This window comes from Phytohabitans sp. LZ39 (assembly GCF_059359075.1).
In genome coordinates this window covers 1-15,529 of the sequence record NZ_JCADBM010000050.1, presented here as the reverse complement: position 1 = coordinate 15,529, position 15,529 = coordinate 1, and the positions used below count along the sequence as shown (strand labels likewise).

The 15,529-nt window shown below is 73.1% G+C and carries 12 protein-coding genes; 3 read left to right on the top strand and 9 right to left on the bottom strand.

Annotated elements, in window-relative coordinates; all coding sequences use genetic code 11:
* Positions 1-881: 881 nt before the first annotated feature.
* The 5 genes from AC5L36_RS45090 to AC5L36_RS45070 are packed head-to-tail and all read right to left on the bottom strand — an operon-like array spanning position 882 to position 5,793.
* Complete coding sequence (locus tag AC5L36_RS45090; RefSeq protein WP_441225246.1) at positions 882-1,838, bottom strand: sporulation protein; 957 nt, start codon at positions 1,836-1,838, stop codon at positions 882-884.
* Between the two features lie 8 nt (positions 1,839-1,846).
* The gene (locus AC5L36_RS45085) at positions 1,847-2,899 is read right to left on the bottom strand and encodes a hemolysin family protein (protein ID WP_441225244.1); all 1,053 of its coding nucleotides are present in this window, start codon (positions 2,897-2,899) and stop codon (positions 1,847-1,849) included.
* Entirely contained in the window at positions 2,896-4,191 is a 1,296-nt protein-coding gene (locus AC5L36_RS45080; protein ID WP_441225242.1) for a hemolysin family protein, read from the bottom strand. Before AC5L36_RS45080 ends, AC5L36_RS45085 begins: the two co-directional genes overlap by 4 nt.
* A complete protein-coding gene (locus AC5L36_RS45075) occupies positions 4,191-5,429 on the bottom strand; it encodes a cation:proton antiporter (protein WP_441225241.1) in 1,239 nt (412 codons plus the stop codon). Before AC5L36_RS45075 ends, AC5L36_RS45080 begins: the two co-directional genes overlap by 1 nt.
* Before the next feature lie 58 nt (positions 5,430-5,487).
* The gene (locus tag AC5L36_RS45070) at positions 5,488-5,793 is read right to left on the bottom strand and encodes a hypothetical protein (RefSeq protein WP_441225240.1); all 306 of its coding nucleotides are present in this window, start codon (positions 5,791-5,793) and stop codon (positions 5,488-5,490) included.
* Positions 5,794-5,897: 104 nt separating this feature from the next.
* Between AC5L36_RS45070 and AC5L36_RS45065 the strand changes: the two genes are divergently transcribed.
* Positions 5,898-10,514 carry an ATP-dependent helicase gene (locus tag AC5L36_RS45065; protein WP_441225248.1) on the top strand — a complete coding sequence of 1,539 codons (4,617 nt, stop codon included), beginning with the start codon at positions 5,898-5,900 and terminating at the stop codon, positions 10,512-10,514.
* An 87-nt stretch (positions 10,515-10,601) separates the two neighbouring features.
* On the opposite strand, the gene AC5L36_RS45060 is transcribed toward AC5L36_RS45065, so the two are convergent.
* Together AC5L36_RS45060 and AC5L36_RS45055 are read right to left on the bottom strand one after the other, a co-directional pair.
* The gene (locus AC5L36_RS45060; protein ID WP_441225238.1) at positions 10,602-11,093 is read right to left on the bottom strand and encodes an RBBP9/YdeN family alpha/beta hydrolase; all 492 of its coding nucleotides are present in this window, start codon (positions 11,091-11,093) and stop codon (positions 10,602-10,604) included.
* Positions 11,090-12,001, bottom strand: a complete 912-nt coding sequence (locus AC5L36_RS45055; protein ID WP_441225236.1) for an LLM class F420-dependent oxidoreductase — start codon at positions 11,999-12,001, stop codon at positions 11,090-11,092. The genes AC5L36_RS45060 and AC5L36_RS45055 overlap by 4 nt, the downstream gene beginning before the upstream one ends.
* 68 nt (positions 12,002-12,069) lie before the next feature.
* On the opposite strand from AC5L36_RS45055, the gene AC5L36_RS45050 reads away from it, so the two are divergent.
* On the top strand, positions 12,070-12,855 hold the full coding sequence (locus AC5L36_RS45050) for an SAM hydrolase/SAM-dependent halogenase family protein (protein ID WP_441225234.1): 786 nt from the start codon (positions 12,070-12,072) through the stop codon (positions 12,853-12,855).
* A 30-nt stretch (positions 12,856-12,885) separates the two neighbouring features.
* Here the strand turns inward: AC5L36_RS45050 and AC5L36_RS45045 are convergent, their stop codons facing one another.
* Positions 12,886-13,635 (bottom strand): N-acetyltransferase, encoded by a 750-nt coding sequence (locus tag AC5L36_RS45045; protein ID WP_441225233.1) that lies wholly within the window; start codon positions 13,633-13,635, stop codon positions 12,886-12,888.
* 87 nt (positions 13,636-13,722) lie between these two features.
* On the opposite strand from AC5L36_RS45045, the gene AC5L36_RS45040 reads away from it, so the two are divergent.
* Complete coding sequence (locus AC5L36_RS45040; RefSeq protein ID WP_441225232.1) at positions 13,723-14,508, top strand: DNA-formamidopyrimidine glycosylase family protein; 786 nt, start codon at positions 13,723-13,725, stop codon at positions 14,506-14,508.
* Here the strand turns inward: AC5L36_RS45040 and AC5L36_RS45035 are convergent.
* Positions 14,499-15,227, bottom strand: a complete 729-nt coding sequence (locus AC5L36_RS45035; protein WP_441225231.1) for a hypothetical protein — start codon at positions 15,225-15,227, stop codon at positions 14,499-14,501. The genes AC5L36_RS45040 and AC5L36_RS45035 overlap by 10 nt on opposite strands.
* Positions 15,228-15,529: the final 302 nt, after the last annotated feature.

The window sequence follows — 15,529 nt, the reverse complement described above, 5'->3', positions numbered from 1 at the left end:
ATGGAACTGGTCAAGAAGGTCAACGCCGGCGAAGCCGTCGAACCCCGCATCATCACCAAGGAAACCACCTTCACCCAAGAGCAGGCCAAGACCGTCCTGCCCGAACGCCAGTACTGACCCGCTGCCATCTGACGCCCCGCTACCAACTGGGGTCGATACGAGATCTAGGAGACTTAGGGCCGATATGGCGCCCTAGGTCTCCTAGATCTCAACCCACGCGCCGCTGTGACAGCGACGAAGCTCCGCCCAGCGTCACCAGCATCGGGAGCCGGGCCTTGAGATCTAGGAGACTTAGGGTTGATATGGCGCCCTAACTCTCCAAGATCTGGCATCGGACGCTGTTCACGCCGCCTGTGGCGGTTACTCGCGGTGACATCCCGAAGGTCTCTAGATCGTTGACCCGGTTTGGCGACGAGGGTGAGAGGTCCTGGTGATCGTGGTCGTTTAGACCCCCTGGAGGGGGCCCAGATGACCACGATTTACAAGACGGCACGCCGATCAAGGGATCAGACGGCCCCGTCGCCGGGTGATCAGGGGACATTTTGGACCAACCATGGTCTCGCCCCCAAGACGGATCCTGCTCCTCTGCGACCGGTGGTCCAGGCGTGCCCTGACCAGAACCGAAGTACCGGGACGAGGCCGGAGTAGACACGACGTCGACGCAGGATCCCAACCCACCTGCCGCGGCGACCTTGCACCGCGGACCTGGCAGCGGAGGTCGGGGGTCTCGGCGAGCGCTGCGAGCCGCCGACCGGAGCGGTGCCCGCGGGAGCATACGGTCCGCAACTGGCGCGGACGCGGGCAAACCAGCATTTGAAAGATCCGGGCAATTCAGCATTGGAAAAGGGCCCCGCCGAAGCGGGGCCCTGAGAAGCGAAAGCTCACTCGCCGAAGTCGCCGAAGTCGCCGCCGCCCTCGAAGACGTCGTCCATCGCCTCGCCGAGCACCATGCCGCCGAGGATGCCGGCGCCCGCACCGGCGATCACCGCGCCGGCACCCATGCCGCGGCCGTGGCCGCCCTTGCCGTGGCCGCCGGGGAAGCCGTGCGAGGCGCGCATGCTGGAGTAGCGGTCGCTGGCGGAGCGTACCCAGCCGTCGACGACCGTCGACCAGTCGGTCTGGTCCACGGTGGCGTGGTCGACGCGGAAGCGGCCGTAGGCGTCGTGGCCGCTGCTCAGGAAGCCGCCGCGCTTGTCGAACTCCAGGATCACCTCGACGCCCTGCGGGTCGGCGACGAAGGTGAGCTCGACCTCGGTGATGCCGCCGGCGTACTGGGGCGGCGGGAAGAACTCGATCTCCTGGTAGAACGGCAGCTGCTGGTTGACGCCGTGGATGCGGCCGCGTTCGAGGTCGGCGCTCTTGAAGCGGAAGCCCAGGCGGTTGAACGCGTCGAGGATGCGCTCCTGCGCGGGCAGCGGATGCACCTGCACCGGGTCGAGGTCACCCTTGTCGACCGCCCGCGCCACGGCCAGCTCGGTGCGCAGGCCCATGGTCATGCCGCGCAGGCGCTGGCCGTACACGTCGGTCACCGGCGCCTCCCACGGCACCGGGAAGCGGAAGGGGATCTCCTTGCGCTCGCCCTTGCCCAGCGGGAAGGCGCCCGCGACGGCCACGCGGTGGAACTCCACAGTGGAGTCGTAGTTGGCGTCGCCGCTCTCCACCTCCACCCGGGTCACGAGCCCGAGCGAGACTTGGTCGATCTTGACGTCGTGGTCGCCGCCCAGGATGTGGATCTGGCCGTCCAGGGTCAGGCCTGGCCGGGTGTTGGAGTTGGAGAGCACGGTGTCGACGGACGGGCCGCCGACGCCGAAGGCGCCCAACAACTTCTTGAATACCATCGATGCTCCTATCGCATCCGCCGGCCCTGCGGCACGGCATCCGTCTCGTCGTCGAACTCGCCGATGACCTCTTCGAGCAGGTCTTCCAGGGCGACGAAGCCGACCGTGCGCTCGCCCTCGCGGACGAGCGCGAGCTGGGCGCGTTCGGCCCGCATCGCCGCGACCGCCTCGGTGACCGCCGCCGTGGCCGGGAGCGTGAACGGCTCCGTCATGAACTCGGCCGCGGTGGCGGGCCGCCCGAAGGTGGTCGCCCTTACAGCGTCCCGCACATGAACAAGACCGACCAGGGCCTGCGGGCCAACCACCCCCAGGCGGGACCGCCCGCAGCCGCGCGAGATCCGCTCGATCCGTTCGGCGGTGGCGTCGGCCGGCACGGTGACCAGCTGGTCGAGCGGCTGCATCACGGCACGGACGGTCGTGCGCTGGAGCTGGAGCATGCTGGTCAGCAGCTGCTCCTGATCGGCGGCGAGCGTGCCGTGCTCGCGCGACTGCTCGAGCAGGATGCGCAGCTCCTCCGGCCCGTGCACCTGCGCGAGCTGGTCCTGCGGCTCCACCTTGGCCAGCCGCAGCACGCCGTTGGCCAGGCCGTTGAAGACCACCAGCGCCGGCCTCGTGAGCCGCGCGAAGGCCCGGAACGGCAGCGCCAGCAGCAGCGCCGAGCGCTCCGGGTCGGTGATCGCCCACGACTTCGGCGCCATCTCGCCGACCACCAGGTGGAGGAAGCCGACCAGCAGCAGCGCCACGACGAACGCGACCACGTGGCTGGCCGTGTCGGGCAGCCCCACCCCGTGCAGCGCGGGGCCGATCACGTGCTCGATCGCCGGCTCGGCGAGCGCGCCCAGCCCCAGCGTGCACAGCGTGATGCCGAGCTGGGCCCCAGCGAGCATGACGGACAGCTCGCGGGTGCCTTCGAGGGCGGCGCGGGCGGCGCGGCTGCCATCGGCGGCGGCCTGCTCCAACCGGTATCGCTTGCTGCCCACCAGCGCGAACTCGGCCGCCACGAAGAAGCCGTTGAGCGCCAAGAGAACGAACGACAGGATCAACGCCCAGGTGGTGCTCATGCCCGCACCTCCAGGCGCACCGAGCCGGGCACGTGGCGCTCGACCGACTCGACCGAGAGCACCGCCTCGGCGAGCTCGACCCGGTCGCCGACCGACGGCACCCGGCCCAGCTCTCGCATCACGAGGCCGGAGATCGTGTCGTACTCGGGGGCCTCGGGCAGCTCCACACCTGTCGCGTCGACCACCTCGTCGATGCGCCAGCGGGCCGGCACGAGCCACGAGCCGTCGTCCTGGCGGCGCGGTGCGGGCTCCGGGTGGTCGTCTTCGTCGCGGATCGGGCCGACCAGCTCCTCGGCGATGTCTTCCAGCGTGACCACGCCGGCGAAGCCGCCGTACTCGTCGACCACGCACGCCAGCTGGCGGTGCCCGGCGCGCAACCGGTCGAGCACCGCCGGCAGCGGGAGCGTGGCGGGCACCAGCAACGGGGCCACCGCCACCGCGAGCACCGGCGTCGTCGAGCGCTCGGCCGGCGGCACCTCCATCACGTCGGCGATGCTCACCACGCCGGTCACGTCGTCGACGCCCTCGCCGCCCCGCACCGGAAAGCGGGAGTGCCCGGTCTCCAGCAGGTCGACGACGCGGCGTACCGGCTCGTCGGCGCCCACGGTGTGCACGTCGACCCGGGGCACCATCGCCTCGCCGGCGGTGAGCCGGCGGAAGTCGAGGCCCCGGTCGAGCAGGGTGAAGATCTGCGCGTCGAGGTGACCCTCGGCGCGTGACTCCGCGATGATCTGCTCCAGGTCTTCGGCGGTGGCGCCGGAGGGCAGCTCCTCGATCGGCTCGACGCCGACCCGCCGCAGCAGCCGCGCGGCCGCCATGTCGAAGATCCGGATGAGCGGCGCGAACACCCTCAGGTAGATCAGCGTCGACCGGCTCAGTGCCCGGGCGAGGCGCTCCGGGCGGGCGATAGCCAGGTTTTTCGGGGCCAGCTCGCCCAGCACCATCTGGATGACCGTGGACAGGAGCAACACCAGGATCACCGACACCGGCAGGCTCACCGCGCGGGAGACCCCGGCCGTGCCGAGCAGGTCGGCCAGGCCCTCACCGACGAAGGGCTCCGCCACGTACCCGACGAGCAGCACGGTCACGGTGATGCCGAGCTGCGCGCCGGAGAGCATGAACGACAGCCGCCCGGTGACGGCCAGCGCCCGCGCGGCGGCCTGGTCACCCTCGTCGGCGAGGCGGCGCAGCTTGCCCCGGTCGACCGCGACGTAGCCGAACTCCTGCGCGACGAAGTATCCGGTCAGCGCGGTGAGCAAGAGAATGAGAAGAAGGCCGATCGCTATCAGCATCAGCGGCTGGTGTCACCCGGCTCGGTATGGCTGCCCTCCGGGGCAGATGCCACGATCATGGCCGGCATCTTATCTGAGCTGGCTGGACGTTTCCTGAGAAGCTTCTCCGAATTGAGCACGGCCAGCGGGCCGATCACCGCGAGCACGAGCACATAGCCGGCGACGAAGGGCGCGATCCGCGAGTCGAGCCCCGCCGCGACCGCCAGCGAACCCAGGATCAGCGAGAACTCCCCACGGGTGAGCACGGTCAGGCCGATGTTGGCGGCCTCCTGGCGCCCGTACCCGTGCAATCGCGCGGCGAGCAGTCCGGCGGCGATGTTGAGTACGACGGTGAGCACCACCGCGACCGTGATCGGCACCAGCACCGGACCGATGTCGCCGGGGTCGATGGTGAGGCCGAAGGTGAAGAAGAAGATCGCGGCGAAGCCGTCCCGCAGCGGGCGCACCAGCGACCGCACCCGTTCGGCGGCGGTCGAGCCGCCGAGCACGAGGCCGATCATGAACGCGCCGATCGCGTCCGACACGCCAAGCTCCTCCGCCACGCCCGCGGAGAGCACGGCCAGCCCGACGAAGAAGACGACGAGCAGCTCGTCGTTGAAGACGCGCAGCAGCCGCCCGGCCGCGCGGGCGCCCCAGCGGGCCAGCGCGGCGAGCACGATCAGAAACGTGAACGCCTTGGCCAGGTCGGTCGCCACCTCGACCGGACCGCTGGCGTTGCCCAGCACCGGCTGGAGGATCGCCAAGTAGAGCGCGAGGAAGATGTCCTCGATCACGATCACGCCGAGGATCAGGCGGGACTCGGGGTTGCGCAGCCGGCCGGTCTCGACCAGCAGCTTGGTCACGATCGCCGAAGAGGAGATGCCGACGACGCCGGCGATCACCAGCGCCTCGCGGGTGCCCCAGCCGAACGCGAAGCCGAGCGCGAGCCCGCCGCCGATGTTGAGCACGAGGTAGCCGAGGCCGGCGGCGAGCATCCGCCGCCCGCCCGCGACAAGGTCGTCGGTGTGAAACTCCAGGCCCAGGTAGAAGAGCAGGAAGACGAGGCCGAGGGCGGCGACCAGGGCCAGGTCGTCGGGGTTCTCGACGAGCGCGATGCCGGGCGTGTGCGGGCCGAACACCACGCCCGCGAGCATGAACAGGGGAATCGTCGGCAGGCCGATCCTGGCTCCCAGGCGGGCCAGCACGGCCGCCGCCAGAAACGCCCCACCCAGGGCAACGAGTGCGTCGCCAACGTGCATGGGTATGCCTCCACTCCGCGCCGGGGTGACGGCGCGTCGATCTCGATGCGGGCGAGGATCAGTGGAGGTGCGGTGGCGCGCGTGAGGAGCGTGGTGCGGAGGTGACGACCGCGGGCCGGGTCGCGTCGGGCTCGGCCGCCACGGCCGGCCCACCCTCCGCGCGTGGCGGAAGATCATTCCTTGGTACCGGCGCCGGGTCCAGCCGTTGGTCGTGAGTCACGGACGCCGGGGCGGTGTGCACGACCGCCGCGCCGATCGAGGCGGGACCGTGTGCCATGGCGCCGGCCGGCGCGGCCGTCGAGCCGGCGCCGTGCACAGAGGTGGCGACGAGCAGCGCGAGCAGGAATGCCGCGACACCTCGCATGCGCTCTCCCCACCGCTCGCCGAGTGGTAAGCCTAGCTGACCCGCCCGGTCGTTACTCCGCGTAGGTGTCGTACCCCCGGGGCAGTATTGGGTTCGTGGTGGACGTGCTGGAGCGTTTCGGGCGGGCGACGCGGGAGTGGTTCGGCGCCGCGTTCGCGGCGCCGACCGAGGCGCAGGCCGGCGCCTGGCGGGCGATCGGTGACGGGCATCACGCGCTGGTCGTCGCACCCACCGGCTCGGGCAAGACGCTCGCCGCGTTCCTCTGGTCGCTCGACCGGCTGGCCCGCGAGCCGGCGCCGGCCGACCCCAAGCGGCGGTGCCGCGTGCTCTACGTGAGCCCACTCAAGGCGCTCGCGGTCGACGTCGAGCGCAATCTGCGGGCTCCCCTCGCCGGCATCCGCCACGCCGCCGCCCGCCTCGGCGTCCCGCAGCCCGACATCACGGTGGGCATGCGCACCGGCGACACGCCGGCCGACGAGCGGCGGGCGTTCCAGCGCACCCCGCCGGACATCCTGATCACCACGCCTGAGTCGCTGTTTCTGCTGCTCACGTCGGCCGCGCGAGAGTCGCTGGCCGGCGTCGAGACGGTGATCGTCGACGAGGTGCACGCGGTCGCCGCCACCAAGCGCGGCGCCCACCTCGCGCTCTCGTTGGAGCGGCTCGACGCGATGCTGCCCCGGCCGGCGCAGCGGATCGGCCTCTCCGCCACCGTGCGCCCGATCGAGGAGACCGCCCGCTTCCTCGGCGGCTCCCGCGACGTCGAGGTGGTGCAGCCGCGCAGCGCCAAGACCATCGAGGTCAGCGTGCAGGTGCCGGTCGAAGACATGACCCAGCTCGACGAGGTGGGCGAGCCGGAGGAGGGCTCGCGCCGCGCGTCGATCTGGCCGGCGGTCGAGGAGCGGGTGTTCGCGCTGATCGGGCAGCACCGGTCGACGATCGTGTTCACCAACGCGCGGCGTTCCGCCGAGCGGCTCTGCGCGAGGCTCAACGAGCTGGCGGCGGAAAAGCACGAGATCGACGCGTTGCCGGCGGCCATCATGGCGCAGTCGGGCGCGGCGACCGGCGCCCCGCCGGTGATCGCCCGCGCCCACCACGGCAGCGTCTCCCGCGAGGAGCGCAAACATATCGAAGAGTCGCTCAAGTCCGGCCAGCTGCCCGCGGTGGTCGCGACGTCCAGCCTCGAGCTCGGCATCGACATGGGCGCGGTCGACCTCGTCGTGCAGATCGAGGCGCCGCCGAGCGTGGCCGCCGGCCTCCAGCGCATCGGCCGCGCCGGCCACCAGGTGGGCGCGATCTCCCGCGGCGTGGTCTTTCCCAAGCACCGGGGCGACCTGCTCTCCTGTGCGGTGGTCACGGAGCGGATGGGCGAGGGCGCGATCGAGGAGCTGCGCTACCCGCGCAACCCGCTCGACGTGCTCGCCCAGCAGATCGTCGCGATGGTGGCGCTCGACCAGTGGACGCTCGCCGACCTCAGCACGCTGGTCCGCCGCGCCGCGCCCTTCGCCGAGCTGCCCGACTCCGCGCTGCACGCGGTGCTCGACATGCTCTCCGGGCGCTACCCGTCGACCGCGTTCGCCGAGCTGCGCCCCCGCCTCGTCTGGGATCGCGCGGCCGACCTGCTCACCGGCCGCCCCGGCGCCCAGCGACTGGCGGTGACCAGCGGCGGCACCATCCCCGACCGCGGCCTCTTCGGCGTGTTCCTGGCCGGGGCGGAGCGGGCCGCCCGGGTCGGCGAGCTCGACGAGGAGATGGTCTACGAGTCGCGCGTCGGCGACGTCTTCCTGCTCGGCTCCACCTCCTGGCGGATCGAAGACATCACGCCCGACCGGGTGCTCGTCTCACCCGCGCCGGGTGCGGCCGCCCGCATGCCGTTCTGGAAGGGTGACCAGCTCGGCCGCCCAGTCGAGCTGGGCCGCGCGATCGGTGCCCGGCTGCGGGCGCTCGTGCGGCAGGACGACGAGACCGCCACCGCCGCGCTCCGGGCCGGCGGGCTCGACGAGTGGGCCGCCGCAAACCTGATGGCCTACCTGCGCGAGCAGCGCGAGGCGACCCGCGCGCTCCCCGACGACCGCACCATCGTGGTCGAGCGCTTCCGCGACGAGCTCGGCGACTGGCGGCTGGCCGTCCACTGTGTGCTCGGTGCGAAGGTCAACGGCCCGTGGGCGCTCGCGGTGGCCCGCCGCCTCACCGAGCGCTACGGCGTCGACGCGCAGGTCATGCCCTCCGACGACGGCATCGTGGTGCGCCTGCCCGACACGGCCGACCAGCCGCCCGGCGCAGACCTCGTGGCCTTCGACCCGGAGGAGATCACCCAGCTGGTCGAGGAGTCGGTCGGCACCTCGGCGCTGTTCGCGTCCCGGTTCCGCGAGTGCGCCGCCCGGTCGCTGCTGCTCCCCCGCCGCGACCCGCGCCGCCGCCAGCCGCTCTGGCAGCAGCGGCAAAAGGCGGCCCAGCTGCTCGACGTGGCCAGGGAGTATGCGGACTTCCCGGTCACGCTCGAGGCCGCCCGCGAGTGCCTCCAAGACGTCTTCGACGTGCCCGGCCTGGTGGGGCTGATGCGCGACCTGGCCGCGCGCAAGGTGCGGCTTGTCGAGGTGGAGAGCGCCAGGCCGTCGCCGTTCGCCCGGTCGCTGCTCTTCGGCTACGTCGGCGCTTTCCTGTACGAGGGCGACGCGCCCCTCGCCGAGCGCCGGGCCGCCGCGCTGGCGCTCGACTCCACGCTGCTCGGCGAGCTGCTCGGCCGGGTCGACCTGCGCGAGCTGCTGGAGCCGTCGGTGGTCACCGCGACCGAGCGGCAGCTCCAGTGGCTCACCGACGAGCGCCGCCCCCGCGACGCGGAAGACGTGGCCGAGCTGCTGCGCCTGCTCGGTGACCTCTCCGACGCCGAGCTGGCGGCTCGCGGGGCTTCCGTCGACTGGCCTTTGGATCTTGAGCGCGCCAAGCGCGCGTTGCGGGTGCGCATCGCCGGCGAAGACCGGTGGATCGCCGTGGAAGACGCCGGCCGCTACCGCGACGCGCTCGGCGTGGCCCTGCCGGTCGGCGTCGCCCAGGCGTACGTGGAGCCGGTCGCCGACCCGCTGGGCGACCTCGTCGCGCGCTACGCCCGCACACACGCCCCGTTCACGGCCGCCGCCTGCGCCGCCCGCTTCGGGCTCGGCGTCTTCGTGGTCGAGCAGGCACTCCGCCGCCTCGCCGCGACCGGGCGCGTGGTCTCCGGCGAGTTCTCACCCGAGGGCGCGGGTGCCGAGTGGTGCGACGCCGAGGTGCTGCGCATGCTGCGGCGCCGCTCGCTGGCCGCGCTGCGCCGCGAGATCGAGCCGGTGCCGCCACGCGCGCTGGCCACGTTCCTGCCCCGGTGGCAGCACGTCGGCGCCTCCTCCCGCGGCGTCGAGGCCGTGGCCGCGGCGGTCGAGCAGCTGCAAGGCGCCGCGGTGCCCGCCTCGGCCCTGGAGCGGCTGGTGCTGCCCGGCCGGGTGGCCGACTACTCGCCCGCCTACCTCGACGAGCTCTGCGCCTCCGGCGAGGTGCTGTGGTCCGGCTCCGGCGCGATCGCCGGTGGCGACGGGTGGGTCACCCTGGCATACGCGGACATGGCCCCGCTCCTGCTGCCCCCGCCGGACGAGTCGCTCGCCCTCACCCCGCTCCACCAGGCCGTCCTCGACTCGCTCGCCGACGGCCAGGCCCTCTTCTTCCGCGCCCTCTCGGACCGGGTCGGTTCCGCTCTGTCCGCCGGTTCACCTGACCGCCCGCCCAGCTCCGCGGCCGGGGCCTCGGCCAGCTCCGACGGCGCGGCGGCCGGGCCGCCGGCTCGGTCGGCCGGGAGTGGTGGCGTGACCTGGTCCGGGGGTGGGCCGGGCAGCCTGACCGACGAAGACCTGGCGGCCGCGGTGTGGGATCTCGTCTGGGCGGGGTGGCTGACCAACGACACGCTCGCCCCGCTGCGCACGCTCCTCGGCGGCGGAGGCGGCGCCCACCGCGCCAAGCCGGCCGCACCCCGCACCCGATACCGCCGTCCCGGCCGTGTGGCTCTCCCCTCCCGCACCGGCCCGCCCACCGTGGCCGGCCGCTGGTCACGCCTGCCCGAGCGCGACACCGACCCCACCCGCCGCGCCGCCGCGGTCGCCGATGCCCTGCTCGAGCGCCACGGCGTGGTCACCCGCGGCGCGGTCGCCGCCGAGGGCGTCGTGGGCGGGTTCGCGGCCGTCTATCCGGTGCTCGCCGCCCTGGAGGAGCGGGGCGCCGCCCGCCGCGGCTACTTCGTCGAGGGCTTGGGCGCCGCCCAGTTCGCCGTGCCGGGTGCGGTCGACCGCCTGCGCGCGCTGGCCGACGAGCACCGCCGCACACCCGGCGCGCTGGTGCTCGCGGCGACCGATCCGGCCAGCCCGTACGGCGCGGCGCTGCCCTGGCCCGAGCGCGTGGTCGCGCAGGAAGGCGCCGGCCACCGCCCCGGCCGCAAGGCCGGGGCCCTGGTGGTCCTGGTCGCCGGCGAGCTGACCCTCTACGTCGAACGCGGCGGCCGCACCCTACTGTCCTTTGTAGACGACGACGAGGCGCTGGCCGCCGCCGCCAAGGCACTCGCCGACGCGGTGCACACCGGAGCGCTCGGCGCGCTGTCGGTCGAGCGCGCCGACGGCGAGGCCGTCTTCACCTCCCCGCTGCGCGACGCCCTGACGTCGGCCGGCTTCCGCGCGACACCGAGAGGCCTCCGCCTCCGCGGCTAGGGCGTGTTTCACAAGGGCCGGTCGTCGTCTGGGCCCGCCGCAGGCCGGCCATGCCCTTATGAAAACACGCCCTAGCGCGCCGACCCACTATCCCGCGAGCAGCTGGGCCAGCAGGCGTTCGCCGAGAGGCCAGGGGCCGTGGCCGCTCGCGGTGTTGAGGTGGCCGACGGCGCCGGCGTCGACGAACTCGGCGCCCAGGACGGCCGCGAACTCCCGCGCCCGTGCGAACGTCATGTGTTCGTCGTCGCGGCTGCCCACCACGATCGCGCGAAACGGCAGCGGGGTCAGCGTGATCGGCACGTCCGGTGGCACGGTCAGCAGCGCGGCCGCGACCGGGCCGGTGTGTGCCGCCGCCCAGCTCGCCACCGTCAGGCAGCCCATGCTCGTCGCGACAAGCACGGCCGGCGACGGGTCGGCGGCCAGCGCGGCGTCGAGCGCGAGCACGCGGGCCTCGAGGTCGGTGTCGGGCGTGGTGCGGCGGCGCACCCACACGTAATCGGGGTGCGCCTCGGCCCACAGGGTCATCCAGTGTGCCGGGCCGGCGGGGCTGCGGCCGGGCACCAGCAGCACGCGCGTCACGGCAGCTGCGGTGCCACCTCGGAGGCGAACAGGTCCAGGTGGTCGAGGTCGCTCAGGTCGAGGAACTGGAGGAAGAAACGGGTGGCGCCCAGGTCGGCGTACTGCCCGATCTGGTCGACGACCTCGGACGGCGTGCCGGTGATGCCGCCGCCGGTCAGCCCGATCCGCTCGGCCCGCGCCTTCGCCTCCGCGGGTGTACGTCCACATGCGACGGTCTGCGCCGCGGAGAAGACGATCGGCACCTCGCGGCCCTGCGTCGCGCACGCCTCGCGCACCCGCCCGTACACCGCGCGGGTCTGGTCGACCGGGCGGAACGGCACGTTGAACTCGTCCGCGTACCGGGCGGCAAGCGCCGGCGTGCGCTTCGGGCCGGCGCCCCCGATGATGACCGGCGGGCCGGGTGTCTGTGCCGGCTTGGGTAGGCCGGGCGAGTCGGTCAGCTGGTAGTGGTCGCCGTGGAAGGTGAAGCGCTCGCCGACCGGGGTGCGCCACAGGCCGGTGATGATCTCCAGCTGCTCTTCGAGGCGGTCGAAACGCTGGCCCACCGGCGGAAACGGGATGCCGTACGCGGCGTGCTCGGCCTCGAACCAGCCCGCGCCGAGGCCGAGCTCGATGCGGCCACCGCTCATCTGGTCGGCCTGCGCCACCGCGATCGCCAGCGGCCCGGGCAGCCGAAAGGTCGCCGACGACACGAGCGTGCCAAGCCGGATCCGGCTGGTCTGCACGGCGAGAGCGGCCAGCGTCAGCCAGGCGTCGGTCGGCCCGGGCAGGCCCGCGGTGTCCATGGACAGGAAGTGGTCGGAGCGGAAGAAGCCGTCGAAGCCGCACTCCTCGGCCCGCTGGGCGACCTTGAGCAGGTCGTCGTACGAGGCGCCTTCCTGGGGTTCCGTGAAAACACAAAGCCGCATGTGATCACCCTATCGAGCACGCCGGTACGGGACGGACACGAGCAGCGATCGCCCGCTAACGTTCAGGCATGGGCGGCTTCGAATGGATCAGCTTAACGACCGACTACGGGCTCTCCGACGGCTTCGTCGCCGCGTGCCACGGGGTGATCGCGCGCCTCGCCCCCGGGGTGCGGGTCATCGACGTCACGCACGGGGTGGCGCCGGGTGACGTGCCCCGCGGCGCCGCCGTGCTCGCGCAGACCGTCCCCCACCTGCCACCGGCGGTACACATCGCGGTCGTGGATCCCGGTGTGGGCACGGCCCGGCGCGGAGTCGCGGCACGCACGCCCGGCGGCCTGCTCGTCGGTCCTGACAACGGCCTGCTGCCGTGGGCGGCGGACGCGCTCGGCGGCATCGAGGCGCTGGTGGAGCTGGCCAACCCGGAGTGGTTTCTGCCCGACGTGTCGCGCACGTTCCACGGCCGAGACATTTTCGCGCCGGTGGCCGCGCGGCTCGCGGTCGGCGCCGACATCGCCGACGCCGGCCCGGCCACCGACCCCGCGACGCTGGTCCGCCTGGCCGACCCGGTGGTCGCGGTCGGCGAGGGGTGGCTGGAGGCGGAGGTGCTGACCATCGACCGGTTCGGCAACGTGCAGCTCGCGGCCACCGGCGAGGCCCTCGACGGGCTCGGCGAGCACCTGCGGGTCGGCGGGGTGCGCGCGGTGCGGGGCGCCACCTTCGCGGCGGCGGCGCCGGGTGGTCTGGTGGTCTACGTGGACTCCGCCGGCCGCGCCGCCGTCGCCATCAACGGCGGCCGGGCCGCCGTCGTGCTCTCGGTGACACCCGGAGACGTGGTACGTCTGGTCGCGGCCTGAGCGCCGGCTCAGGCGCTCGCACCCGGCGACTCAGCCGATGCGGTGGTGCATCCACACGTTCGGCTCGATGTAGACCGCGACGTCCTGGTCGACGTCGCAGTGCACGGGGTTGAGCGCCTCGGGCACGTGCACCTGGCCGGTCTTGTCGAAGGGCAGGCCGGTCCACTCCCGCCAGCGGGCCAGCTGACCGGGGATGACCATGCTGGTGTGCGCGACGTTGACGATCTTCCCGCCGGCGCGCACGTGCACCCGAAGCCACGGGTCGTGGGGCAGGCCGTCGTCGCGGGTCCAGGTGACGTACTCGTCGATCGGCACGTCGGGGTGCTCGTGCTTGCCGCTCGGCCGCACCGGCGCGACGAGGTCGGTAAAGCCCAGCCGGGCCGCGTTGGCCCGCATCGCGGCGAGCATGCGCCCGGAGAGGCCGCCGCGGCGCAGGTCGGGACGGACGAAGATCTCGATGGCGGAGACGATCGTGGGTGAGGTGCCGCTCAGCCGGTCGTACGCCGACGTGCGGACCACCCAGTCCCACCCGCCGTCGGGCATGCCGTCGGCCGGGTCCTCCTCCCACGAGATCGGCACCGAGTGCGCCTTGGCAACCGGCTGCCCGGTCGCCTGGTCGACGGCGATCAGCACGTACTCCGGGTAGGTGCTCACGTGGTAGCCGAAGAAGAGCCCGGCCGTCGGATCCTGGGACATGAACTCCGGCCAAAGCCCGGAGAGCTGGCCGAGCATCGGACCCCACTCCGGGCGGGCGGCGACGGTCGCGATCTCGATGTCCATCCGCACATCGTAGGGAGAGCTCGCGTCGCGGGCTCCTCCTTTTCCTGGGGAGAGCCGGCGCGACGCCCGGTGCGGGAGGATGGGAAAGTGCCCGAAGGTGACACCGTCTGGAATACGGCCCGCGCGCTGCACCGCGCCCTGGCCGGCGGCCGGCTCACCGCGACCGACTTCCGGGTGCCCCAGCTCGCGACCGCCGACCTGAGCGGCTGGACCGTGCTGGAGTCGGCCAGCCGGGGCAAGCACCTGCTGCTGCGCACGCGCGACCCCGAGGGCGGGCGCCACCTGACGCTCCACTCGCACCTGCGGATGGACGGGGCCTGGCGGGCGTACACGCCGGGCGCGCGCTGGGCCGCCCGCCCCGCGCACCTGATCCGCGCAGTGCTGCGCACGGCCGACGCGGTCGCGGTCGGCTACCACATCCACGAACTGGCGCTGGTGCCGACCGAAGACGAGAAGAGCTTGGTCGGGCACCTCGGCCCCGACCTGCTCGGCGCCGACTGGGATCCGGCCGAGGCCGCGCGGCGGCTTGCCGCCCACCCGGACACCGCGATCGCCGAGGCGCTGCTCGACCAGCGCAACCTCGCTGGCATCGGAAACCTGTACAAGTGCGAGGTGCTCTTCCTGCGCGGCGTCGACCCGTGGACGCTGGTGCGTGACGTGCCCGACCTGCCGGCGATGGTCGCGCTCGCGCAGAAGCTGCTGGCCGCCAACCGCGGGCGGTGGACGCAGTCGACGACGGGCTCGCTGCGGCGCACCGAGACCACCTACGTGTACGGCCGCCGCGCCCAGCCCTGCCGTCGCTGCGGCACGCCGATCCGCAAGGTGGAGCAGGCCGACCGGGTCACGTACTGGTGCCCGGGATGTCAATCCTGACCTTCGCCCACGCGGGCGACGACGTTCGCGGCGCCCGGTAGGTCGGTGGGGAGCGCGACGATCCGGGCGTGCTCGATCATCGCGCGGATCGCGGCGGCCGCGTCGTCGCGGACGAGGGCCACCACCCGTTCGGGTGACGTGCGGGCCATCGGCGCCTCCGCGGCGAAGACCGAGGGGATGTGCGTGCCCGCCTCCAGCAGCAGCGCCAGCGCCTCCCACCCGGTCGCGGCGTCGGGCACCTCCACGGCCAGCACGGCGAGCCCGGCCGGCAGCGCGTCGTGGTACATCTCGGCGAGGCCCGCACGGAGGTGCTCGGCGGTCGCGTACCCGGCGCACACCGTCACCCGGACGGGTGCCAGCATCACGGCCGCCCATGCCTGCACCAGCGCGCGGACGGCCTGGGGCGGCGGCCCGTGCGAGGCCATCGCCCCGTGCAGGGTGCGCACGTCGTCGAGGACCACCCGGACCCCGTACCCGGCCTCGGCCCGCTCCCGCCCCAGCCGCGCGTACGCCGGGATGGCCGACCGGCCCTCGACCAGCGCCCGGGTGATCGCCTCCACGCCTGGTACCCACCAGTCCTCCGGCGCCCAGCCCTCGTCCTCCGCGCCGGACCGCCAGGCGTCCCGCAGCGCCTCGGCGTCCGTCCGGTACCGGTAGATCGTCCGGGCCCGCCGCTCGGCGGCCTTCGCCGAGAGCCACCGGTCGCCATCCATTGCCATGAACCGCTCCCACGTTCGGTGCGAAACCCTTGGCCATTCGGGCCTCGTCACCACCACGACAGGGCGACCCCGGGGTTATGACTCTGGTTTTTGGGAGAGGATTTATCGGGACAACCCGGACGGGGGACGTGACAGCGGTTCCGGTGCGGCGTTTGTCCCTGTGTTTCCCCCCGCACCCCCTGGCAGGGACGATGACAGACGAATATGCCAGCGACGCCGAGTTGATCGCGGCCGTTCGGGCCGGTGACACCGCCGCCTACGAGCTGGTCTACCGCCGGCACGTGGACGCCGCCCGGCGGATG